The organism is Robinsoniella peoriensis, from assembly GCF_000797495.1.
Classification (GTDB): domain Bacteria; phylum Bacillota; class Clostridia; order Lachnospirales; family Lachnospiraceae; genus Robinsoniella; species Robinsoniella peoriensis.
On sequence record NZ_JTGN01000009.1, the window covers coordinates 78,291 to 103,276 of the forward strand.

General features: G+C 42.3%; 11 protein-coding genes. 2 read left to right on the top strand and 9 right to left on the bottom strand.

Annotated features, from left to right (window positions below; translation table 11 throughout):
* Positions 1 to 9: 9 nt before the first annotated feature.
* The 7 genes from QR40_RS18605 to QR40_RS18635 form a co-directional block, all read right to left on the bottom strand.
* Positions 10 to 1,734: a DUF2264 domain-containing protein gene (locus QR40_RS18605; protein ID WP_044296438.1), complete on the bottom strand. Its 1,725-nt coding sequence runs from the start codon at positions 1,732 to 1,734 to the stop codon at positions 10 to 12.
* 13 nt (positions 1,735 to 1,747) lie between these two features.
* Positions 1,748 to 2,878, bottom strand: coding sequence for a glycoside hydrolase family 88 protein (locus QR40_RS18610; RefSeq protein ID WP_044296352.1), 1,131 nt, complete (start codon positions 2,876 to 2,878; stop codon positions 1,748 to 1,750).
* Between the two features lie 211 nt (positions 2,879 to 3,089).
* Positions 3,090 to 4,616: an ABC transporter substrate-binding protein gene (locus tag QR40_RS18615; protein WP_044296353.1), complete on the bottom strand. Its 1,527-nt coding sequence runs from the start codon at positions 4,614 to 4,616 to the stop codon at positions 3,090 to 3,092.
* Positions 4,617 to 4,818: 202 nt separating this feature from the next.
* Positions 4,819 to 5,712: a carbohydrate ABC transporter permease gene (locus tag QR40_RS18620; RefSeq protein ID WP_044288958.1), complete on the bottom strand. Its 894-nt coding sequence runs from the start codon at positions 5,710 to 5,712 to the stop codon at positions 4,819 to 4,821.
* Between the two features lie 17 nt (positions 5,713 to 5,729).
* Positions 5,730 to 6,668, bottom strand: a complete 939-nt coding sequence (locus QR40_RS18625) for an ABC transporter permease (RefSeq protein ID WP_242858561.1) — start codon at positions 6,666 to 6,668, stop codon at positions 5,730 to 5,732.
* A 135-nt stretch (positions 6,669 to 6,803) separates the two neighbouring features.
* Positions 6,804 to 8,564, bottom strand: coding sequence for a sensor histidine kinase (locus QR40_RS18630; protein ID WP_027292987.1), 1,761 nt, complete (start codon positions 8,562 to 8,564; stop codon positions 6,804 to 6,806).
* Positions 8,554 to 10,140 carry a response regulator transcription factor gene (locus QR40_RS18635; RefSeq protein WP_027292988.1) on the bottom strand — a complete coding sequence of 529 codons (1,587 nt, stop codon included), beginning with the start codon at positions 10,138 to 10,140 and terminating at the stop codon, positions 8,554 to 8,556. Before QR40_RS18635 ends, QR40_RS18630 begins: the two co-directional genes overlap by 11 nt.
* A 181-nt stretch (positions 10,141 to 10,321) precedes the next feature.
* Here QR40_RS18635 and QR40_RS18640 point away from each other — a divergent pair, with 181 nt between their 5' ends.
* Positions 10,322 to 10,948, top strand: coding sequence for a TetR/AcrR family transcriptional regulator (locus QR40_RS18640; RefSeq protein ID WP_027292989.1), 627 nt, complete (start codon positions 10,322 to 10,324; stop codon positions 10,946 to 10,948).
* Entirely contained in the window at positions 10,945 to 12,177 is a 1,233-nt protein-coding gene (locus tag QR40_RS18645) for a cation:proton antiporter (RefSeq protein WP_027292990.1), read from the top strand. The genes QR40_RS18640 and QR40_RS18645 overlap by 4 nt, the downstream gene beginning before the upstream one ends.
* 85 nt (positions 12,178 to 12,262) lie before the next feature.
* Here the strand turns inward: QR40_RS18645 and QR40_RS18650 are convergent, their stop codons facing one another.
* Together QR40_RS18650 and QR40_RS31890 are read right to left on the bottom strand one after the other, a co-directional pair.
* Positions 12,263 to 17,785, bottom strand: a complete 5,523-nt coding sequence (locus QR40_RS18650; RefSeq protein WP_044296354.1) for an Ig-like domain-containing protein — start codon at positions 17,783 to 17,785, stop codon at positions 12,263 to 12,265.
* Positions 17,786 to 18,226: 441 nt separating this feature from the next.
* Positions 18,227 to 24,781 carry an Ig-like domain-containing protein gene (locus QR40_RS31890; RefSeq protein WP_044296355.1) on the bottom strand — a complete coding sequence of 2,185 codons (6,555 nt, stop codon included), beginning with the start codon at positions 24,779 to 24,781 and terminating at the stop codon, positions 18,227 to 18,229.
* Positions 24,782 to 24,986: the final 205 nt, after the last annotated feature.

Consider the following 24,986-nt stretch of genomic DNA (forward strand, 5'->3'; position numbering starts at 1 on the left):
TCTTTTGTCTCATTGGCTTTCATGCTGCATTACGGATCCTTCTACATATACTTCTACGATTGTGATCCCTTTTTTTATTTCATATTGGAGATAGGGAAGCAGGGTTCTTGGATGGAGCAGGTTTACATTTGCTTCGCACAAAATCACTTTGCCCATTCCCTGTCCTTGTTTTAATTCTATGCGGCTTCTTCCCCGGTTGCTGCGGGTCTCTGCATATCCCTCACGTTCTGTGCAAATGACCTCATTTATTTCATCCACCGGCAGTGGAAATCCACCCTCTGCAGCCATACAGTCCTCTTCTGCCCTGATGATATGGCGCCTGAAATGGCCTGCTCCATTTGGAACCAATACCGTCTCTACCTCTACCCCGCTCATCGGGCTCCACCATGAGAGAATCCTGTCTTCACTGATCTTAACCCTTTCACACCTGCGCCTTACATGATAATATCCGTCTCTGTAAAAGGCGAGCATATTATCAGGTGCTGTCTGAGCCAGGGAACAGTATGAGCGCGGTGTCTGAAATCCAAAATAACTGGAATAGGCAAATTTACTATATTTTTCAGCACAATGAACCGGTTCCCACTCTGCATACTGTCCGGAGGTAAGCGCTGTAACATATCCATCCTTACCTCTTTGCATCATCATCATAGGCTGCTTTAAAACACGAAGTTCCTTTAACTTTGGCAAAGGTTCTTCTTCTGCCTCCCAAAATGGATGATTGGATGGCAGTGCCAGAATTAAAAAGCTCTTAAATGCCCAGTAGGGTGAATTAGGTGAATTATAACCTTCCCCCACTGTCAGATTCGGGTAACAGTAACCCAGCGTCAGCTTATCCTCACAGTCCAGAATCGGCTTTTCAAACCAATATCGAAAGTGCCTGTTTATGATTCCTTTCATTACACCCCAGGAGAATACTTCTTCGTCTGCAAAAGCCATTGCACACCAGAATCCCGCCTGAGCAAACCGGTATGTAAGAGAACGTCCATAGGGAAGGGCTTCCCCCCGCTCACCAAACCAGTAAATATAATCTTCTGCAAATAACCTTGCCCGCTCTCTGTATTTGGCAGATCTTACAGGATCCTCATTTTTTTGTACCTGTGCATAGATTAGAGAATAGAAATGCATGGCAAATCCAATATAATAATCTACCTGCTTTGTGGCTCCGTCTGAATACCAGCCATCCCCCAGATAGAAGTCATCTATCCTGTTCAAATCCTGTTCCAACTGTATCTGACTATATTCTGCATTTACATTCTTCAAGCCGCAATTAACCAGTACCCGGAAAAAAAGCCAGTTATTATCCGATATTCTGTGCTGGTTTATCTGCATCAGCCACTCATGAAAGTTTTTCTTATCTTCCAAAGCAAGCGGCTCCCAGACTTTCCCGGGAGCCAGCAGCAAAGCCAGACCAAAAACTGCCATTTCCACGTAAGCCTGTTCGCCATCTCCGTAGCTTCCCCAGTATTCCTCAGATTTTTTATCGCTTCCATGCATAATTCCCCGGCAGAGGAACTCATCCAGGCTGCTTTCACCGCCTCCTGCCCACAGCGGTACCAAACCCCAAAGTATTCTTGAGAAGCCTTCTAACCCAATTGTGCTGCTGCCATAGTGCGTTGCCGTATATCCGATATTAAGCCTTGCTTTTCCCGGGGAGTAATATTTCTTTAAAGCATCTGCCATCGTTAATAATGCCTTACTGTAATCTTCCCTGGTTTTAAAATTGTTACGATCCATTTCTGCTCCTCTCTTACCAAAACAGCACATCGCTTTCTGCTATTTTCATCAGTGCTTCTATAAAATAATAATCTCCATAGATAATTGGAATATTTGTTCCTTCCCCATACCGTTCGGTTCCGCAGATTACAATTCCATCTTTATTCATATCCCAGCTGCAATAGTTTTTCTCGATACTGCGGAGTATTTTTACTGCACATTTCTGGTACAGTCCTCTTTCTTCCTCCGGTACAGCTTTCCCGATCTCCCACAAACCGCACGCTGCTATCGCTCCTGCCGTGGTATCTTTGTAAACCGGTTTTTCAGGTGCACGGAAATCACAGGGCGGCACATAATCCCTTTCCAGAGACAGTGCAGCCAGAAAGTAGTGTGCCGTCTTTTTAGACGCATTCAGGTATTTTTCATCTCCCGTATGCAGATAGCTTAATAGGAATCCATAGATTGCCCATGCCTGTCCTCTGGTCCATGCAGAACCTTTCTGAAATCCCTGTCCACCCATTTCCTCTATGAAGTTCCCATCCTGAAGGTCAAATGAAACAATATGCCGCACACTTCCATCCTCACGGATAAAATGATCCATCACCTTATCCGCATGACTTTTGGCTATATAGTAAAAACGAGGATCCTTCAGTTCCCTGCTTGCCCAATAAAGAATAGGTATATTCATCATACTGTCTATGATTGCCCACCCTCCATTCTCTTCTCCATTCCAGGCTCTGATGAAATTCCCCCGTATGTTGAATCTGGATGCCAGCACCGATGCCGCATGAAGTCCTCTCTTTCTGGACCTGCTGTTTTGCGTAATCCGATAATCTGCCACTGCAGAAGTCAGCCACATGAATCCCGCATCATGATGCAAACCTTCAAAATGATTAAGCGGAATATCCAGCATACTTTCATAATCTTCAGCCAGTGTCCTGTACTTTTCATTTTTGGACATCAGATAGAGTTTCCAGAGTATGCCGGGATAGAAACCATTGGTCCACCATTCATAATCATGCTCATATTTTGATTCCCGGAATCTTCCCTGCTCTACTGTATAAGGGAAAAAATCTTTGGGATTTCTGTCCGTTATTACGCTATATTTTTCCTGAATTCGCTGCAGCACCTCTGCAGCCCAGATCTGATCCTCCGTTTTGCTCATACTTATACCTCCTGCATATCGCAGGTCTGCCTGCGATACTACCTTAATAAGTAGTTTGAAAGTGCTTTCCTTTCAAACTTGACACCATGAATAGCGCAAGCCTGCCTGTGCTATTCCCAAATCAGTAGTGTGAAAGCGATTTTCTTTCACACTTTCCTCCATTGAAAAACTGTACCATCCTAAATGGCATAGAATGATACAGTCCGGTTCTCTATTTACTTTTCCATGTATCAATCTGCTTTTGCAATTCTTCTACGATTACCGGCAAGCCCGCCTGTTCTAATTTTTCTTTCTTCTCTGTAATAAATGCATCGATGTCATTGGCGGTAAACTGGCCGTTAAAATACTCTTTATTCACTGCAGACACCTGCGCTAATTCGGCTTGTACATTCGACGGGTTGAAAGTAAATCCACGTAGTACGGACACCTGGGCTTCTCTATTCAGTTTATCTGTTTCTTCCCATAATCCTTCTTCCTGACCCGGTAAGTACCATGCATTAAACTGGTTACCGATTTTCCATGCGTATGCGCTGTAATTATAGGTAGAATCCTCTGCCGGTTCCACACTGTTTTCTCCTGTTTTTGTATAATGGGTTCCTTCTAAGCCAAATAATAATTCATTAAAGATTTCCTTATCCGTGTATACCAGATTTAACAATTTCATTGCTGCTTCCGGATTCTTGGAATTGATATTTACAGCTGTCATCGTTTCAATTCCGGATGTTGACTGAACATAAGAACCTTCAATAGGCACTGCGATATATTCAACTCCCTGTCTGGAGGAGAATTCTGCACCCTGTCCCGGTTTATAAGCACTCAGGGAGCACACATAGCGGTTTGCTTTTACGTCTGCAGAATTATCTGTCACGGTTGCAATATCCTGTCTTATATATCCTTTTTTGTACCACTCATTATCCAGTTTCATCTGTTCTTCAATAACATCGGTAGCCGGGATTAAGGTTGCCTCCGGGTCATCCTTTCTAATATATGCACTAGAATTATTAGCTACCGTTGCCAATCCTTCATATTCTTTTTCAATTGCAGGATCTACCCTTTTATCGATTGCAAATAAAGCAGGCTCATTTTTGACGATTTCATCCATAAAAGGTTCCAGTTCCCGGATATCTTTTAATGATGTTTTATCAAATCCGTACTTGTCAGCATATTCCTTCTGAATTACAACGCCCAGCTGTCTTGCAATCACCTGCTGGTTTGGAACCGCATAGAGTTTTCCGTCTACTTTTGCAACATCCAGCAGCCATTCCGGCATAGAATCTTTGATCCCCTGACCATACTGCTCAAACAATTCATCGATAGGCATAAATGCGTCTCTGGAAATATTCTCATCAAAGCTGTTTAGCCAGTTTGAAGTAAATACAAGATCAAAGTCTTCTCCGGCTGTACTGGCAAGCTTCATTTTATCGTTAAATTCACCCTGTGGAATTACATCCATTTCCAATTGGATATTAATTTTCTCTTTCAGCTTCTTGTTCAGATCTTCCATAACCATATCATGATCCTGTGCCTTGTCACCGAATACGCACCATTTTACGGTAACTGTTTCATCTGTACTGCTGTCTTTTGCAGTTGTCCCAGCTTCTGATTCCTCTTTTGTACCGCTCTCACTGGATTCTGTCTTCACTGCCTCTGTTGTTTCCTTGCTGCCTGTGGAACATCCTGCAAGCATACTCGCGGTCAATACACCCGCCATACCTAAAGCCGCTAATCTTCTTTTCATTAATAAAATCCTCCTTCAATTGTTTTATATAATAAATGTTTGCACAATTATTTCTTATATGAGCTTGCTTATATGAGATTGCTTATATGAGCTTGCTTTTCTGATTCTTGCTTATATAATTCTTTCTTTTCGATTCTTGCTTATATAATTCTTGCTTATCGATTCTTTCTTTTCGATTCTTGCTTTTTTGTTTCTGGCTTCATCATCCTTTAACAGCTCCCACCGTCATACCTCTTGTAAAGTATTTCTGGAAAAACGGAAAAATCAATAGCATGGGGCCTATGGCAACAACCAGCATCGCCATTCTCAGATTTTCTCCAGGCAGGTCCTGAAGATTTACCATTGCAGGCGCATTCTGCATTGCATCCAGCAGCGCCCTCAGATTCATCATCATCCTTTGCAGCAGATATTGAAGCGGCACCAGTTTGTCATCTCTGATATAAAGCATTGCATTATACCATTCATTCCATTTCGCCAGTGCACTTAAAAATGCTACCGTAGCGATTACCGGTTTGGATAATGGGAGTGCCAGTTTAAAGAAAATATGATATTCACTTGCCCCGTCTATTTTTGCTGCCTCAAACAGTGCTTCCGGAAGCTGTTTGAAAAAGGTCCGCAGCATAATTATGTGGAAAACATTGATCAGGCTTGGCAATACCAGTGCCATTAAAGTGTTTGTCAAATGCAGATACTGGGTATTAATAATATAGCTTGGTACCAGTCCCCCACTGAAAAGTGTAGGGAAGAAGATGAAAAATGTCAGTCCTCTCTTAAACCGGAAGTTACTCCTCGCCAGGCAATACGCTGTCATTGACATGAACATGACTCCCAAAAAAGTACCTGCTATTGTGATAATAATTGTAACCATATAAGAATTAATAATCAGTTCCGGGTTCTTAAACAAGTATTGATAAGCTGTAAAGTCAATTTTCCTTGGCAGCACTGAGAACCCGTTTACCGCCAGATCTGTTTCCCCGGAAAGGGAAGCAGAAATGATAATCATAAATGGCAGGATACATAAGATTCCAAAAACGATAAAGAAGATATGTACCAGTATACTTGTTTTTTCTTTTTTCTGATCCTTTATCTGACCCATTTTTTACTCCTCCTTTCTTAGAACAATGCATTATCCGGCGACAGTTTTTTCACTATAAAGTTGGTCGTCATCAGTGTCACAAAACATATGACAGACTGGAACAGTCCCACTGCACTGGACATTCCGATATTCCCCTGCTGCATTAATGCCCGGAACACATAAGTGTCAATAACATCTGTTGTAGGGTAAAGTGCTCCCACATCCCGTGTAACATTATAGAACAAACCGAAATCCGCACGGAATATTTTTCCTACATCCAGTATTCCCATGATAATAATAATCGGCACAATCTGAGGCAGCGATACGTACCAGGTCTTTTGCAGTTTTCCTGCACCATCTATTTCCGCCGCTTCATACAATTCATTATCCACACCCATTAAAGCAGCATAATAAATAATACTTCCAAGCCCCACACCCTGCCAGGTCTTTGTTATCAGTAAAATAAACGGCCAATACTTCGGTTCTGAATACCAGGATATCCCTTCTTTTCCAAAGAACGCTAATATCTGATTCATTAAACCTCTGGTTGGGTCCAGCAAAGCATATACGATATATCCAACTGCAACCCAGGATATGAAACTAGGAATAATCGATGCTGTCTGATATATTTTTACATGTCTGGCTTTCTTAACTTCGAACATTATCAGTGCAAATATAACACCGCAGATAATACCGATTACAATAAACATCAGGTTTAATCCGATTGTGTTTCTGGTTACCCTCCACGCATCCTGGGACTTTAAAAAGAATTCAAAATTCTTGAATCCCACCCATGGACTGCCAAATATCCCTTTTGGCACTTTGTAATCCTTAAAAGCAAGAACAACCCCGGACATTGGCCAATAGGAAAAAATGGACAGTAATATAATGGTAGGCAAAGCCAGCGTTAACAACTGCAGATTATCTTTGAAATGTCCCTTCTTCTTCCCTTTCACTTTTCTTCTCTCTTTTATCAATTGATTCCCATCCTTTCTCTTTGTTTCTGTTGTGTTTACTCCATAAGTATACTGAATATTCCTGGAAGTTAAAATGACACAAAACGGAAAAAAGGGGGTACAAATTTGACCTGTGCACCACTTCTGACAACACTTTTAACTATTGATTAAGGGGAATCTAAGCTTTACTGTGGTTCCAACTCCCTCCCTGCTGTCAATGACAATGCCATATTCCTCACCAAAATAAAGCTTCAGCCGCTGGTTGACGTTTGTAATGCCAATATGCCCGCTTTCCCTGATCATCCCACTTCGCATATTCTGGTTGAGTTCTGCAACTTCCTCTTCCTTCATTCCAAGGCCGTTGTCTTTCACACACAGCTGCGCCACTCCTTCTGTGATCTCTCCGGAAACACTGATAATTCCTTTATTACTCAAATGCTTGATTCCGTGATAGATGGCATTTTCAATAATGGGCTGTAAAATAATGCGTATTGTCTTACAGGTGTACAGCAACTCCGGTATTTCCCAGACCACCTCAAATTTATCCTCATAGCGCTTTTTCTGTATCTCAAGGTAGCACTTACAATGATCTATTTCCATTTTCAAGGGGATGATGATATCCGTATTTTGTAATGACATCCGCAGCATTTTCGATAGCGCTGACGTCATTTCAGAAATCTCATTTTTCCCTCCCAAAAGGCCAATTGCCATCCAATTAATCGTATCCAGTGTATTGTTAATAAAGTGGGGGTTAATCTGGGACTGGAGTGCCACAGACTGTGCTTTTTTCAACAGTCTGACCCGTTCTAAAAGCTCCTCCTCCACATCCTTTTTCTTACGAACGGTCTTCTGAATGGAATCCATAATATACATCAATTCATCTTTGCCTTTGAGCATATCATCCTCCCCTGTCAATATATTGCTGTACTCCTTAATTGAAGAAAATATTGTTTCTATGGGACTGAAAATACGTATGGAAATTAAAGTTGCAAGACAGAACGTAATCAGAACCATAACCAGCAGAAATGTCAGCATAAAATTGCGGATTGTACTTAATTTATCCTGATAAGTCTGAAGATCAAAGTACGATATCACCTCCAGTCCAGACTCTCCCAAAGACTTTGAAGAAATACAGAATTGCCGGTTAATAACGGCACTGTCCTTCTTACTTTCCCGAAATCCTTTCATGTTTTCTATTGGCTTGCCTGTCTGCTGCACATCGTTGGACAACAATATATTTGTACCGTCACTGACACAGATCTGAGCCTCATCTGACAGATTTAGTTCCTTTATTAATTCATCCAGCCGGAGATTCATAACAATTGTTCCGGTACAAAGTGACCCGTAACAGATATCCTGAAAGATAGACAGCTGCATCTGGGGATATCCCCGTTCATTGCTGGTAGTCAGCATAACCCACTGCCTGTCCTTTTTTGCCTGCCCCGTATACTGCAGCAGGCATTCCCTATCCACAAAAGTTTCAAAATCACTGATCCCCTCCATGGTAATCACCTTACCACTTTTAAAAGAATGTATATAAATGCTGTCTATATAATCTTTGGAAACTACCGGCAGCCTGATCAGTTCCGAGATACTCTTAACCTTATAATTCAGCTGTCTGATTTCTTCCGTATCATACATGTAAAGCTCTACATTTGAATTAAATCCAATGTAAATCAACTGGGTTCTGGCTTCTTTTACCACTCTTTCCAAACCGGAAACAGCCTGATTCAAGATGGTTTCGTTATAAGACTGAATTTCATTTTTCTGCATATTATTATAGGAATAATAGGCCAGAACAACCGTGCCTGAAATCGGAACTATGATTAACATTAAAAGCAGTATCAGATTCTTAATAAACAGGCTGTTAAACTTATAATCCTTTACATATTTTTTTACCACTCTGCTAAATTTCATCTGCTCCTCCGCCTATATTTAATACTTTCCCCCGGTATTCACTTGGATTCATTCCCGTCTGCATCCGAAAAAGCCTTGAAAAATACCTGGGTGTTTTATATCCCAGAGCTTCACTTACCTGATAGGTTTTATATTGGGGATTCTTTAATAATTCGATTGCTTTTTCCATCTTCATTCTAGTTACAAACTGTGTGAAATTTTCCCCGGTCTGCTTCTTAAACAGCCTGCTCAAATAAGACGAACAGATAAAAAGCTGATTAGCAGTCTCTTCCTGTGAAATATCTTTGTGGATATTATCAATAATATAACGCTTTGCTTTACTGATTAAAGCCGTTGTATCATAGTACTCTTTCTTTTCCTCTGCCAGTTTGATCCGGTCAAAGATACGGTCACAATAAGCTTTTAACTCTTCCACACCACTAAAAGACAACACCTGGGAATAATTAAAGTATGTACGCAGGGAATCGGATAATTTTACGTTTACTTCCTTTATTACCGTGTTCATTGTGGATAAAATCTCTATTACAAAATTATTGCGGAAGATAGAAGGCGCTGTATTTAATTCCTCCAGTATACTGTGAAAGATCTTCTGGGCGGTGACCATATTTCCCAAACTAATATTGGACATAATCAGTTTCTTCTGCTCCTGAAGGTGCTGTTTTAAGCTCTCTTGGGAATACCCCTGGCTAAAAAGCCCCTCCTGGATTCCATTGATATCAAATATATTATGATAAATCTGTTTTATTTCATATACAGCCTGAAAATGAAAGCTGCTCATTAGTTCCTGTACCAGCAGATCCAGCTCTCTCTTGCAGATTTCAAGTGCATCTGTTTCATCACTCTGCTTTATCAGAACACCGAATATTTCCAATATTTCCCCTGATTTAAATACCAGATGGAAAGACATTTCTTTATGATAAATCTGTAGAAAATGATGGATATTTATTTCAAACTGGTCATAATTGTACTGCCAGACATGCTTCATAAATTCCGGATAATTTTCTATCCGGATATCAGCAAGCAGGCAGTGGCACAGGTTGATATCCATCTGTGGATATAAGACAGCCATCCTGCTTCTGATATACTCCTCGCTTCCAGCCACACCTAATATCAGATCTGAGAAAAAGCGTTCTTCCAGCAGCGGAATTGCCTCCTCCATCCGGTATTTTTCTTCCTGCGCTTTCCTTTCCTGTTGTTGTTTCTGATCCAGTTCCAACTTCAGCTTGCTGAATGTTTCTATTAAATTGTCAACATCAATGGGCTTTAGCAGATAATCTTCTGCTCCGTATTTAATTCCCTGCAATGCCAGTTCAAATTCCTGGTAGCCACTGATCAGAACTACTTTACATGGCATTTTGTGGTCAAATACATACTTTGCCACTTCAATGCCCGAAATATGGCTCATTTTAATATCTGTCAGAATAACATCCGGTATTGCATAATCCAGATATTCAATGATTTCCTGCCCATCCGTAAAGATATCTGCAATCTCAAACCCCAGATCATTCCAGTCGACTACATTTTTTAAACCTTCCCTGATTATTTTTTCATCATCTGCAATCAATAACTGATACATTTTTTCCTCCTTCTCATTTACACTGTCTGCTATTAGACAGTTTTTCTCCCTTTATCCCTGTCAATACCTCGTTGAAATTCATTTCTATTCATCCATATAAATAATTGACCACCCGGTCTATTTCTGTTATACTACAAATAGACCGGTCGGTCAATTATTATTTATCAGGAGGAACCATTCATTGAAAAGAGAATTGAAAACATTACAAAGCCGAGAAAAAATATTGCATGCGGCTATAACTGAATTTGGCAAAAACGGATATGACAAAGCATCCTTAAATGCAGCGCTGGCGCAGAGCGGCATTTCAAAAGGACTGGTATACCACTATTTCAAAAATAAAGATGAATTGTATCTGTGCTGCGTAAAATCATGCTTTCAGGCTCTAATGGAATACCTGAAAACAAATTGCACCAGTACCAATCAGTCTAAAATCCGGCTTCAGGAATATTTTGATACACGCCAGCGTTTTTTTACGGAAAATCCCTTTTTTATACGCATTTTTTTCAATGCTGTCATACAGCCTCCTTCTCATTTGAGCACGGAAATTAATCTGCTTAAGAAGGACTTTGACCAGCTTAATCTTCAGCTATTCGAATCTGTACTGTCCGGGCTGCCCCTTCGGAATGGAATCTCGATTGAAGATGCCTGCTCCTATTTCAGTGCCGTTCAGGAAACATTTCACCAACAATATTTTAAAGAACTTTCCAATTGGGATACCGACAGCAACTTTATTGAAGTTCACGAAGAAAAGGTACGAAAATCGGTAGATATGATTTTATATGGCATCGCAAAGGAGGATAATTTATGATACCTGCAATTTTACGACTGGCAGCAGCAATTGCTTTGGCATATGCAGCTGGTAAATTAGTCTCAAAAATCAAACTGCCCGCAATTTTAGGCTGGCTCATCGCAGGCATGATTCTGGGACCTCATGCCCTCCAATTATTAAATGTTTCACTACTGGACATGAAATGGTACCAAACTTCCAACCATGTACTGGAATGTGCTGTGGGACTGATGATCGGTACCGAAATTATCTGGAAAAATATAAAGCGTTCCGGCAACCAGATTATTGTAATTACAGTTGCCGAATCTCTGGTAACCTTTGCTGTAGTTACGCTTACTTTTGGCGTGATCTTTTATATTTTCCAGATACCGCTCTATCTTGCTGCTATTATGGGAAGCATCGCTCTTGCTACAGCACCTGCTCCATCCTTGTCCATAGTAAGGGAATTCCATACAAATGGCCCGGTAACGAAAACTTTGATTCCCCTTGCAGCAATTGATGATATTATTGGTGTTGTAATCTTTTTCACGATTATATCAATTGTATCTGCTCAAATATCCGCATCTGCCATGCCAGTTTATATGATTATACTCACCCCCGTTCTTCCAGTGTTAATCGGATTAGTAATCGGCATACCCGCAGGTTTTCTGTTCAAAAAAACATCTTCCGCAAACCTCTGTTTTATAGAACTGTGCCTCTTTATCCTATTAGCAGCCATATGCGGATTTATATTTAATACTTATATCCTTCCGGAACCTGTTTTGAATTTTATGTTAATCGGAATGGCATTTTCCGCTGCATTTTCCAATATTATTCCGGAAGAACAGCTGTCCACACTTATGAAAAAATTCAATCCTGTTCTGGGATTCGCCCTGATAGCAGTTATCCTGAATCTGGGCGCTCCGCTGGATTACCACCTGATTCTGGGTGCCGGCATATTTACGGTTATCTACATTTTGTCCAGAGCTTTCGGCAAATACAGTGGTGCCTATCTTGGAGCGCGGCTCTCTCATTCCCCTGAGGTGATCCGAAGATATCTGGGATTCACCCTGCTTCCCCATTCAGGTGTATCGCTGGTCTTTACCGGAATTGCCGTTGCTGCACTGGAGGGTCCTGCACCGGATTGTGCCCACATTATTCAGGGAACAATTGCAGCTGCTGCCGTAATTAATGAAATTATAGCTGTTATTCTGGCACAAAAGGCATTTAAATGGGCCGGTGAAATTCCAGAATGTGATGCAGCTGTTTAACTAAGCAGCGCATCAGCTTTCATCAGGCAGGCGGCAATGAGAAAATAATTCTCACTGCCGCCAATTTTATACCTTTATACGTTTCCTACTTTGCCTTTATTGTGATCGGGCTGCTGTAACGGCCATAGATATTCTTGCCTTTTACTTTACAATAAGTTTTTACTTTATAAGTGTAAGTCTTACCTTTTACCACCTTGTGATCAACGAATTTGAAAGTTTTATTATTTACAACTGCAATCCGCTTCCATGATCCTCCGCTCTTCTTAAAGATCCGGTATCCCGTAACTCCGGAAACTTTATTCCAGCTTATCTTGTTCTTTCCTTTATAAGCCTTTCCATTTATGGATACAGCCTGTGGTACCACCTTAATTGTCTTACTTTTCCATTTACTGTAAACAGTTTTTTCTCCTGTTTTCTTATATGCTTTCACAGCAAATGTGTAATTCTTTCCAAGGCTTCCTTTCGTGTAGTAAAAATAGGTTCGGTTCTTTTTCACCGTTTCCAGCTTTCTATATGTCTTACCTTTTTTCAGATAAATAATATATCCGTCTGCTCCTGCTATTTGATTCCAGCTCAGTTTCACATTATCTGTTTTGCTGTTTTGTGCTTTTACCGCCACTGTCGCTGCTTTTAATCCGGCTGCTGCCGCTTTATCAGAATCCACTTTCAGATTCCTAATGGCTTTGTCCAAAGCTTCTGTCTGGGCATTCACTGTACTTTGTAATGCATTCGGGTCATCTGCCGTCTTTTGCGCCTGGGAAATGGCTGCGGTCAGCGCACCGTAAGACTGGTCTGTATAATTACCCGGTTTAATTGCCTTTGCTTCCTCAATCTTTGCCAGTAATGCACGTTTGTCCGGTTTGACAGGCTGTACTTCTTTTTTAACCAGACCTTTTACAGATGCGATTAATGCATTGGCTGCCTGATCAACTTCTGACTGCTCTGCATTATCATTTCCTAATACTGCCCGGGCATAGGCTAAAGCATCCAGCATCTGATCTACGCTTTTCTGTGTATACAAGGTGAGATCTATTCTATCTGCCTGTCCGACAGCATCTTCCAATGCCTTGTAATCTGCCCTGAGCCGAAGTGCCTCTAAACGGATACGAAGCTCTTTTAAAATGCTGTTAACGGCTGACTGGCTCTTTGGATTTACGGCTTCTTCTTCTGCAAGCCGCAGTGCATTTACAAATTCCTGCTTGCCTGCTTCTCTGTAAGCATCCAGTTTTCCTGAAATTTCCGCTGCCCTTTCAAGTTCCTTGCTCAGTCTTTCCAGATCAATCACCAGCATGCTGTTCATCGACGCCAATAATTCTTCATAGGCCTGCTGCAATTCACTTTCTAAAGGCTGGTCATCCTCTAACAGCTGCTTCGCCTGCTCCATTGCCAGTAAGAATCTTTCCCTTGTTTCCTCAGGATACTGTTCTATCTTTGCAGCCATGATTTTCCCTGCTTCTGTAAGAGCAGCCAAAGATTCTCTCACAGATTCCCCGTATTTTACCTGGATAACAGCCTGTGTTAATTCAAATCCTATTCTGTCTGTTTCTTGTTGTGATGCACTGCCATCGGCTAAAATTTCCTTTGCCATAAGAAGTGTGTTCCGGTAGAATTCTGCTGTCTCTTCTGCCGTATTTGCAAGATCTTCCTCTGTAATTGTGTTTTCTGCATTCGAGATGATCTTATCCAGCCCGTCTTTGCTGACGCCGTCTTGCGTTACCTTCACACTGCATTCTGCATGTATTTCAGGATAACCTTCCGGATACACCCGTACTGTTGTCTCCCCCTGAGTGATGCCGGTAACTGTTCCCTGCGTAACTTCTGCTGTTGCTGGATCATCTGAAGACCATACCAATGATATTTCTAATCCTTCCGGCATCATCTTCGCACCAAGTGTGATGCTCTCTCCGGCTTTCATGTTAACTTCTGTCTGATCCAGTTCAATGCTATCCGGCGTAATTACTTTCACCAGATTTAGTATGGCATTTTCCAGTTCTGCATTCTTCGCATCTACTATTTCCTGGGCTGCCCCGTCGTTTTGTAATATTTCTTTTGCGGCCTTAATTGTGTCTTGCAAAGCCTGATAACTCTCTTTTGTGTAGCCGTCCGGTAATATCGCTTCCGCTTCCTTTAGGGTTTCTGTCAAGGCATTTTTATCCGCGGTAACTATCACTTTACACTCAGCCTTTATGTCCGGGTAGCCCTCAGGATATACGCTTACTGTTGTAGTTCCAATGCGGTATGCCGTCACTGTCCCTTCCTCTACCCTTGCAATTTCATATTCGTGAGCCAGCCAGTTTAACGTTACTTCTGCGTCATTTGGTGTTACTTCAGCATGAAGCTCTGCCGTATCGCCAACTTTCATTCTTAACTCCGTCTGGTCCAGCGAGATGGTTTCCGGAACTATTTCTTTTATTTTGGAGAATTCAATCTTCAGGTCATCGAAATAGACATTAGATGTTCCATTTCCGCCTGAGCCTGACCAATAATCTCCCAGCGCAACGGTATTAAATCCTGTCCGGTAATCGGTAGTATCAATCAGGGTATCATCTATGAAGAGTTTGCAGTCTTCCCCCGATGAATAATCCCACTTCAGTTCATGCCATCCCTCCGTACGAACAACCTCTGACCGGTAGTTCTGGCTTCCGATACGGTAATAGTATTTATCAGGTGATCCGGGTGCCCGTGTTTCAATTCCCATTGCTATGAAGTCGCTTGTAGAAGGGTCTTTGTCATCCGTAGTTACATTTGCCACTACCTGGGTTAACGGCGCTTTTGTCATATTATCGTATAACCAAACAGAAACAACCCCGTTTTTGACTTCGTTAAATTCTTTTGAAATAACAACCATATCCTGGTCTATTTTAAAACTTTTTTCTCCGCCATGTGCTTTCTCAGTGCTAGTCACAGGAATTCCTTTTTCTCTGTTCCATCCCGTAAATTCATTATTTTCATATTCAAAATCATAGGTGAGTACATCCGGATCCTCGTTAGAGGTGGTAAAGCAATATGTCTCACTTGTTTTCGAAGTGCAGTCCATGCCATCACCCACAGCAGTTACACGCCAGTAGTAGGCAGTGCCTCTCTCCAGGGCTGACGCATTTGCCCAGTCATTTTCTGTGATCTCTGAATAGATTACGTCATTAAATTCTGCATCCCGGGATACCTCCAAAAAATATTTTACTGCATTTTCTGCTTTGTTCCAGGTCAGTTTCACACCATCGATAAAAGTGAGATTTTCCGAATTATTTTCCGGAGATGTTAATACCGGTGTGCCGGTTTCTGTTTTCACAACCGTTCTGTACTGATCTGAATACAGACCCACTTTTGTTACATCAAAGTGGTTTTCTCCCATGACTTCTTTAATCATGGAATTCTCTTTCACTTTAAACTGGGATAAAGAAGAATTCTCAAATCCGATATCTGTTCCCGCGGGCAGCGCATGTTCCCGTTCTACCGTTCCCAGTTCATCTACTCTTTTGCTGATATTGCCATATGGATTGGCAACACCTGCCAGTATATTGTCCTTTACAACTGCATTGGCCGGTTTGCGGGCGTTCAGAAGATTCCCCTCACTATCACAGGTTTCCACATCCATAACCGCCAGATCCGGATATTTCTCATCCCACAATGCTTTGTCATAGCGCTCGTCGCTTCTTAAATCCATAAGTTCGGCATAACAGTTACCATTGGGTTTCTGTGCATGATAATATGCCCAGCCTTCACCCCGGTTATCATAATGAAGACCTCTTCCATTGTTTTGGTTCAATACAATATTATTGGTAAATACGTTATCCTGCCCGCCGCCTAACAGCATGACGTATCCGGTAATATTATTGAATAAATTGGCAGTGATTTCAATACCGCTGGATAAATCGTCACAGTATACTCCGGCAGAACCAATGCCTCCATTGGAGTAAATATCATGAAGATAATTATTGGTAATCTTTACGCCCCGGTAGGTCCATGTTCTTACTGAATAGATGGCTCCGCAGTCGGATGTCTCGTAGCACACATTAAATATATCATTGTTGCTGATCACATGATCATTGCCATCGTAGCTGATTGCCATGTGGGGAGCATTATAGATCTTGTTATTGGATGCCGTATTTCCACATCCGAAAATTTTAACAGCCGGTGTGTAGGTTCTGTTAATTACCGAGAAATCACTGATATCATTATTGACTGCCCGGTTATTGCCCGGAGTTAGGGTATAACGGTCGCCGCCTCCCAGAAAGATTCCTCCCTGTCCGGTTCTGGTGATATTACAACTGGTGATGGTATTATTAAATCCACCGTGAGCACCAGTATTAATAGTCTCGTAATCGGTGCCTTCTATTCCCACTACTACTGCCTTTTGCCCTAAATCCGAAAAACCGCAGCCACCGATTGTGACATTATTACAATCTACTAAAGAAATACCATGACCGTTGGAATATCCAAAGTTCATATTTTCTACTTTTATGTAAGACGCATTTTCCATGCTGATAAACGGTGTCCGCGCCATTGAAAGTGCTACCTCGCTATCGGAAAGAGCTTTCTCAGGATACAGGTATAATTTTCCGTTTTCTCTGTCCAGATACCATTCTCCCGGCTGGTCTACTTCGCAAAGCAGGTTAAAAGCGTAAAAATTCTTACCGCCAAACACCCCGTATCTGGAGGGCTGAAGTGCTGACATCTTCATTCCGGCAGCAGTTTCCTCAAGCTTATTAATCTTCATCGTATCATCTGCCCAATCCCAGCAGAAATAGCCAAATACCCACAAGTCACTTTCCAGGGACCACAGCGGGTACTTATTTTTAAACACAGATCCTTCCACTGTGAAGATGCCGCCTTTTTGATTGATCCATTCATCCTCCGGATATTTACATTCACATGGATTTCCACTGTTTTTGCTGCAATCCGGGCAGGTTCCGTCAGGATTCGGCATATGGTCTCTTGGAACGAAGCCTTTTTCCAAAGCTTTAGACGTCTTGATAAATCCGCTGTTTGGATACCTGGAAAGACGCTGATCTTTTCCATCTACAGAAACGGATATACCCGGTGCCTGTGAAGGCCATCCAAAACCATTCTTTACAATCTCACCAAAATCTGTGATACCCTCATTCGCCGTAATATCATATACGACTATCTGATCACTTGCCGCCTCCGGCAATCTTGCCAGAATTTCCGAATCTGACACCGGTTCGAATTTTTCACCGGGCAAAACCAGATTGCCGTAGAAATTAACCTCTTCATCATTATATGCTCTGTATACGATGGGATTTTCTTCTGTTCCGGAATCTTCTTCCGTCAGATGAAAACTATCTCCCAGCCGCCTGTAGGTTCCGCCTTTTACATTTACCGCAACTCCGCCGTCCGGCAAACCCCTTGTTTCTTTTAGAACTTTTACGGCATCTCTTGCCGCCTCCAGGCTGGCAAAGGGCTTCTCGATACTTCCGTCATTCGAATCATCGCCGTCAACTGCCACATAAAATTCTTTCCCCGGTTGAAAATCCCGGGCAGCTTCCGTATGACCGGAATCCGACGCTGCATTTGCCGGTAATACGCTCGTCAAAAGCATCGCAGACACCATAAATAAGCTCAGTACTCTTTTCAATCTACTTTTCATACCTTCTACCTCTTCTTTACATAAATTTGTATTTCCTTCATCTCTCTGTGCATCCTCCCCGTATCTGTCTTTCCTCCTTTCTCATTGAAATATATAGATTTTTCTGTATAATAAAGGTACTTCGACTATGGAGCTTCCTTTGCCGTGCCCTTATTACCTTTTGTATAACCGCCCGTAACAAGATCATTTCACCTAGTACTATTCCGGACAGTAATAATAGTGACAGCACTGTCCGGATGGAGCACTATTTTTAACTTTAATATACTTAATTTACCATTTTACGGCAATGTCAGGATTCTGCTATTTGGTGCTACTATTTTGACCAGTTTTTAGAAACCGGCGGAACTTTCATGTTTTCATGAACATTCCAGGCTAAAAAAGGGATATCATAACCTTTTAATGGCTACGATATCCCTTTTTTGACCTGGATTAGCAAATGAATTACTTTTTGGTTTTCACTTTCTCTGTTTTACTGTATGCCCCGTATACCTTCTTTCCGGCTGAATCCTTTTTGAATCCCCGGACTTTTACATAATACGTCCTGCCTTTTTTCAATTTCTTAATTGTCTTACCTGTATTTTTTGTCTCTAAAACCTTTCTTCCTTTGGTCATTCTGGAATTATTTCCATAAACAATCTCATAACCGCCTGCATTTTTTACTTTTTTCCAGCTAATTTCCATGCTGCCGGCTTTTTTACTCTGGGCTTTGCTGATGGATGCCTTTGCAATCTTGATTTTCTCCCATTTTGCGTAAACTTCGACGTTTTTCCGTGTTGATGATGGAATACTTGTTATTTTCTTTTTATATTTTTTATCCGAATACCAGCCCTTGAAAGAATATCCTTTTCTGGATGGTGCCTTCAAGGTTACTTTTGACTTATAACAGGTTTGTGGATTCCGCCTGCTGTTGGTTCCTTTATTCAGGTTATATTTAATTTTATAACCTGACGTTACTTTACAGGACGCATATTTTCCACTGCCGTCAGCTGCCTGTACTTTGATCACAGCGGTTCCGTATCCCTTTGCCGTCACTTTACCTGATTGATCAACTGTTACAGCTTTTGCGTTGCTTGTGGTCCATACCACATTTTTATTCAACGCATTGGAGGGGGAAACTGCTGCCTTTAACGTAAATGATTCTCCCTTAGTAATCGTTTTGGAAACTTCATTTAGAGTAATTTTTTCAACACTGCTTCCTACCGTTACTTTACAGTCTGCATATTTTCCGCTGCCATCGGCTGCTTTTGCCCGGATGACTGCGGTTCCATATACAACTGTGGTGACTTTACCGGCCTGGTCTACTCCTGCCACCTTCCCATCACTGGTGGACCATATGATTTTTTTATTATCTGCATTGGATGGTAAAACTGTTGTCTTCAGTATAAAACTTGTTCCTTTTACAACTGTTTTTTCTGTTTCGCTCAGTGTAATTTTATCTACCTTAACTTCCGGGTCCGGTGTGGGTACCGGTACGGATGACTTCTTTATCCGTATTTCTGCAGCTGCCTTTTTATCTGAACCATTTACGGCACCTTCCACAAAGATTACACCTGGATCTGCCACCATATCCGGTGTTATGTTATCCCATTTTACCGCTTCTTCTTTTGTAGTAAGATCACTGTAAACTGCAGTAACTTTCTCCGGCATTTTGGGAATAACCCCTGTTGCGGTCTCTGCATACACCGGATAATATCCTGTAATTGTACTTTCCTGAGTATCTGGTGCACATAATATCTTTATTTCAGCCAGTCCCCGTTCACTTGCTGCCTGATGGTATTTTTCTTCGGGATCAATGGTAAACTTTATGCCAGAAGCTTTTACCGGCTGCTCCAGTTCCACAAGATTATCCTGGGAATTTTCCCATTTCATATCCTGCACTGATTTTTCATACACTTTCTTTCCGGTATGATCATAGAATTCCAGTAATCCTTCTCTTATGGCATTCACTTCATGTCCACGCTCATTCAGTATCACTTTCTCAATCATTTTTTCTTCATCAAAACTTAGTTCAATCCATGGAGAATGATCGGATTGTTTTGCAGCCCAATGGGTTTTCGTATCTCCATCTATTGCTTTTTCGGCTGTATACCGTTCGTCTGCGTCATTACCATCCGGTGTTCCGGTACGGGAACGTACGGAAGAAACTCTAACGTCTGCTTCCGGTGCAATATTGCTTCCTGCTGCTTCTAATGTTATGGTATTGCTGACTGCCGTTACACCGTCAAGAGTTACTCTGACACTTACTTTTACCTTCTGCCTGGTTGGTATTTCCTGCGGCATGCAGATGATGTCAGCGCCTTCCACCTTCTGCAGGGGGGCTCCTTCACTAAAGATATATTCTACCTGAGCGTCCGAAAGTCCCGCCGGTTTCTTTGTATTTAACATGCCCTGAATCCGAACGGCTGCCGGATGATTAACACTGACTGTCTCCGTATCAGCAGTCAATGTGACCTTCTCCAGATAATCGCCAAAGAAAATATGGCCATTCTTATCCACATCAGCGTACAGAGAAGTCTCTGCAATTGCTCCGGCTGCCACAGCAGTTACCGTTATCCGGGTTCTGCCCCCGGACACAGCTTTCAGTTTGAAATTGTCATAAACGGAAATGATCTGGGGATTGCTGCTTTCTACGGAAATGTCTGCTCCGCTTATATCCATTTTGGCACCTGTTCCATCATATCCGGTAATCACAAGTTCTGCGTCAGTGTCGGTAAGTTTCTCACCTTTTGCTGTAAGCTTTGACAGACGTCCTTCCATAGATTCCCCGTTTAATGAGACTTCCAGAATATCAACTGCACTGCCGTTACTTCCCTTGGGGAAATTCAGTCTTACATATTTTGCAGTAACTGGTTCCACGTTATAAATATCGGAAAATCCAAAATATGCTTCTTGTCCTGCTGATGGTGGTATCACGGTTTCTACTGTTCTCCATGCCTCCCCGTCATCGCTGATCTGAATCTCCATTTCCTTTGGTGTATTATAGTATTTCTGGCTGCGTGTATTGAAATGGATTTCTACATTTTCAATTTTACTTTGATTCTCCAGCTCAAAGGATAAGAAGGATTCTCCCTTTCCGGACACGGACCATTTCCCTGCATCAAAATCTGCACCTGTTATCAGTTCTCCGTCCAATACCCGCTGTGGTGCATAATCCTCAATCTGTCCGCTTGCGGTGACTTTCGCACCAGCCATTAAAGACTCATATGGCTGAATATCCATATATACCCTGTTTGTGGTAAATGTTTTGCCATCCAGCTGCACTTCTGCCCATACGGCAGCACGGGTAGTTTTCTCTACAGACTTTGCAAACAGCTTTCCGTCTTTAAAAGAAATGAGATCACTCTCTGTAATAGCCACCGGAGTATATTTATCACCGCCATCCAGGTCTACGATTCCACATTTCATCGTTATCTGTGCGGCATTTAGTCCAATGGAACCGCCCTTGTCGGATCTGCCCTCCAGATAATATGGATATCCTTCCAGATTGTGAAAGCTTCCATAAGCGCCTTTTTCGTCTACCCACAAAGACGCTCCTATCATGTTTTCTCCAACATAAACTTTACCATTTGCTGCCTTCACTTTTAAAGTGTCTTCCTGCGTAACTCCCTCATAAGTACCGGTTACCGTTATTTCTGCCTCACCATTACCTTTCGGTATTACGAGTCCTGTTTCATCCACGGATGCCACCAACGGGTCTGAGCTTTGGAAAGTCACTTTTTCCAGATTTGCTTTTAATGCCTGATACGTCATATAACCCTCTGCTTTTACCTGCAGGCAGTCATCTGAGAGCTGCTCACCTTTTGCAGTTATATTTGTCAGCTGATAGCTGCGCTGGGTATTATCCGTTACAATCTTGATAATGGTGTCAACCTGATCTTCTGTGACATCTGCCAAATCTATGCTTACGAAGTCCCCATCCTGGGTAAAGGAAAGTTCCTTGTCTTCATTGAGCCAGATTACTTTTTCAACGTGATCCCTGATCGGATCAGCCACCAGAGTCTGATCGGTTATTGCATCAAATCCAATTTTTCTGTCCGGACCTTTCATAATATGCAGGTACACGTTATTGTCCCGGGACATTGCATATCCCCATTTTGGTCCATGCCCATCTTCGAAATGGTCAATATTGCCTGCTCCATCATCAGCACACTGACAATCCGATCCATTCAAAAAGCAGGGCTGGGTTCCGGTGGTAGATTCATGACGCTCCGGCTTCCCTTCCGGGGCAAACCAAGCCGCCAGTTCTTCTCTTGCATCCACAAATTCCTGAACTGATTTTGGATATCTTTGTGCTACATCCTCGGGAGAATCCCAGTTAGTACCTCTGCTCATTAACGGCATCTGGTCATTATTATCTACCATGCCTCTTCCGGCATTCATAACCATCTCCTGGGATACAAGCCGGTAGTCATCCCTTCTTGCATAGTACGGTGTATAATTATTTTTTGTATGCAGGGATTTCCATGGTTCCATAATAGTGCGCTTCGTTAATTTCGATCCCCGCTCATGTCCATAGATACCGCTGCATTCCCCGGTTCTTAAATCCGGATCTCCGTATTCCGAACCCCAGACGTTGGCATTGATAATAATTTCATCGCTGTAGTTGCGCACATTACTGTACATGACATCATAATTTGCACCGCCCATTGCCTGGGGACCGTCAAAATAAAGGTATGCCGGATCGTAGCGTAAAATTAAATCCTCCACATTCTGCACAAATACATCGGTAGAGTAATGCTGCAGTCCGCCTCCCTCTGTAGCATAATACAATCCAAACTTCATTCCATAGCGCTTTACTGCTTCCTCAAACTGCTTTAATCCATCTACCACATTTCCGTTTTCATCCTTTGGCAGATATTTATTCCTGTCGTGGTTCGGATCTGCAAAGCGGGATGGCCAGTAGTAATTCTGCTGCAATGCCTCAATGGATACCAGGGAATGCCCCTGTCTGCTGGCACGTTCTGCCCACAGATCTGCCGAAAAATTCGGATCTGCAAAATACTGGTAGACAGGAATACAGTGGCTTAATGCGCTGACACGTCCTTCCTCAAACCATTTATTCGGGCGTTCTTTGACCTTCAGTGTATAAGTCTGCTGTACAGCAGCCCCATCCTTGTCCGTTACCTGTACGGTAAAGCTGTAATCACCGGGGTCTGCTTCTACGATTCCCCCTATGGTTCCATCTTTCTTAAGCTCCAGTCCATCCGGAAGCGCTCCTTTTGTTACTTCCCAAGTATAGTCAGGCCTGCCTCCGTCAGCCATGAACTGAAAAGGGGATGCTTCCAGATTAAACTGATTCTGATTATACTGAGATTTATTCCACACGTAAGGCCACTCCGTATATCCTATAGGCAAAATGTTCTGGGGCAGGCCTCTTCCCGGCTTTCCATCCTGTACCACATCATCAGCAGAAAGCCCCGCCGTGGTGATGGATAAATCGCTGTCTGTTCCCGTCACGGAATAGGTTAAACCTTCCGGCTCATTACCGTCTTTATCTGTAATCCTGCCATAAAATCCAAGATAATACACATCATTATCTTTTGCAACCGGCACTCCATTGGCATTCTTGTCATCTGTATAAGTATGCTTGATCTGGAGCAGAATCTTATTCCATCCTTCTTTGAGCTGAATGTCCTTAACTGCCATATCCTTCTGTACTTCAGAAGGCTTGGATGGACTTGTGACTGCAGTATCATTTACATACAGACGGTGTTCACCGCTGCTGCCAAAACGAAACTGTACTGCCTGTTCTATATCACTATATACGTATGTATGGGCATACACATATTTATTTTTGGTGTCAATGCCCTTTTTAACACCGTAATATCCATATAAGTCCTGGTAATCATCATAGGTACGGTTCCAGATGCGGTCATCGAAATACTCCCATTTCTGTCCGTCAAAAGTCATGCTTTCTCCCAGTTTTGGAACGATGGTTTCTTTCGCTGCTGTCTTATCCGTAAGTAATTCCTTTACTTCTCCCTGGGTTTCAGCTTGTTCTGTCACCGCCTCTGGCGCAGCTGTTTCTTTCGTTGTTTCCATCGCTGCTTCTGGCATCGTCTCTGGCATTGTTTCTGGCTCTGTTTCTATCGCTGTCTCTGGCGCTGTTTCTGGCTCTGTTTCTATCGCTGTCTCTGGCGCTGTTTCTGGCTCTGTTTCTATCGCTGTCTCTGGCGCTGTTTCTGGCTCTGTTTCTATCGCTGTCTCTGGCGCTGTTTCTAGCTCTGTTTCTAACGCTGTTTCTGGCGCTGTTTCTGACGCTGTTTCTGACGCTGTCTTTTCCTCTGTTTCTTCCGTTAACATTTCCTCTTCTGGTAACCCGGCACTTACATTCAATAAGCTTTTCACAGCTATTTCCGTATCTTCCAGTGGATATGGGTATACTTCTATTTCGCTGATTCCTGTAATTCCAGGATATGGCTCAAGCCCGTCATCAACGATTACCTGCAATTTTTTCACATTTTCAAAAGGGATCTCAGGCTGGTATACAGTTGGATAATCAGCATTTTGACAGGTACTTTCTATTCGTATCGGATCACTTGCAGTTCCGTCTTCATAAGTAAAAATCAGATCATACCATTGGTTTCTATGACGTCCGTCATTCCACAGTGTGATCCCAACACTGCCTGCCGTAATTGGTTCATTCCATTCCAGCTGTGCCCAACAGGGAATCTCTGACCCTTCTGTCACCCATTGGTTTCTGACGGACCCATCGTTAAGAAACTCCGGTGGATTCGAACTAAGAGTAGCGGACGATGCAGAAGTTGCTGCCTGCTTGGCTAAATTTGGATTGTCCGGGATCTCCGTGCCATAAATCTCATCAGCAACCGGTGACTCAAAAGGTCCCGCAACCAGCCATGAATTTATGAATGGGGCTGTTCCATTTACATGCTGCGCGTTTACTATAAGCGGGTTCCAAGACCCTGCTGCCAATATGGCTGCCATTGAAAGTGCTGTGGTGCGCTTCCACAGGTTTTTAGAAAATCTTTTTTTCATTATAACCCTCCTGATTTAGAATGAGATTACCTTATCACATATTTCACTAATTTCAGACACTAAAAAGTACTGTTTTTATTGATATTACCTGTTTTTATCACTCTTATTTTTAATAATTTCTCACATTTTTACAATGTTTAAACCTTTCTTCCTCCTTCTTCCTGCTTTTTATGATTTTCCATTTGTAATAACTGAATTCTCAGGG

Excerpts from the sequence above, each read along its gene's own strand:
- QR40_RS18605 (WP_044296438.1), bottom strand. The coding sequence starts at position 1,734 with ATGGATCGTAACAATTTTAAAACCAGGGAAGATTACAGTAAGGCATTA.
- QR40_RS18610 (WP_044296352.1), bottom strand. The coding sequence starts at position 2,878 with ATGAGCAAAACGGAGGATCAGATCTGGGCTGCAGAGGTGCTGCAGCGA.
- QR40_RS18615 (WP_044296353.1), bottom strand. The coding sequence starts at position 4,616 with ATGAAAAGAAGATTAGCGGCTTTAGGTATGGCGGGTGTATTGACCGCG.
- QR40_RS18620 (WP_044288958.1), bottom strand. The coding sequence starts at position 5,712 with ATGGGTCAGATAAAGGATCAGAAAAAAGAAAAAACAAGTATACTGGTA.
- QR40_RS18630 (WP_027292987.1), bottom strand. The coding sequence starts at position 8,564 with ATGAAATTTAGCAGAGTGGTAAAAAAATATGTAAAGGATTATAAGTTT.
- QR40_RS18635 (WP_027292988.1), bottom strand. The coding sequence starts at position 10,140 with ATGTATCAGTTATTGATTGCAGATGATGAAAAAATAATCAGGGAAGGT.
- QR40_RS18645 (WP_027292990.1), top strand. The coding sequence starts at position 10,945 with ATGATACCTGCAATTTTACGACTGGCAGCAGCAATTGCTTTGGCATAT.
- QR40_RS18650 (WP_044296354.1), bottom strand. The coding sequence starts at position 17,785 with ATGAAAAGTAGATTGAAAAGAGTACTGAGCTTATTTATGGTGTCTGCG.
- QR40_RS31890 (WP_044296355.1), bottom strand. The coding sequence starts at position 24,781 with ATGAAAAAAAGATTTTCTAAAAACCTGTGGAAGCGCACCACAGCACTT.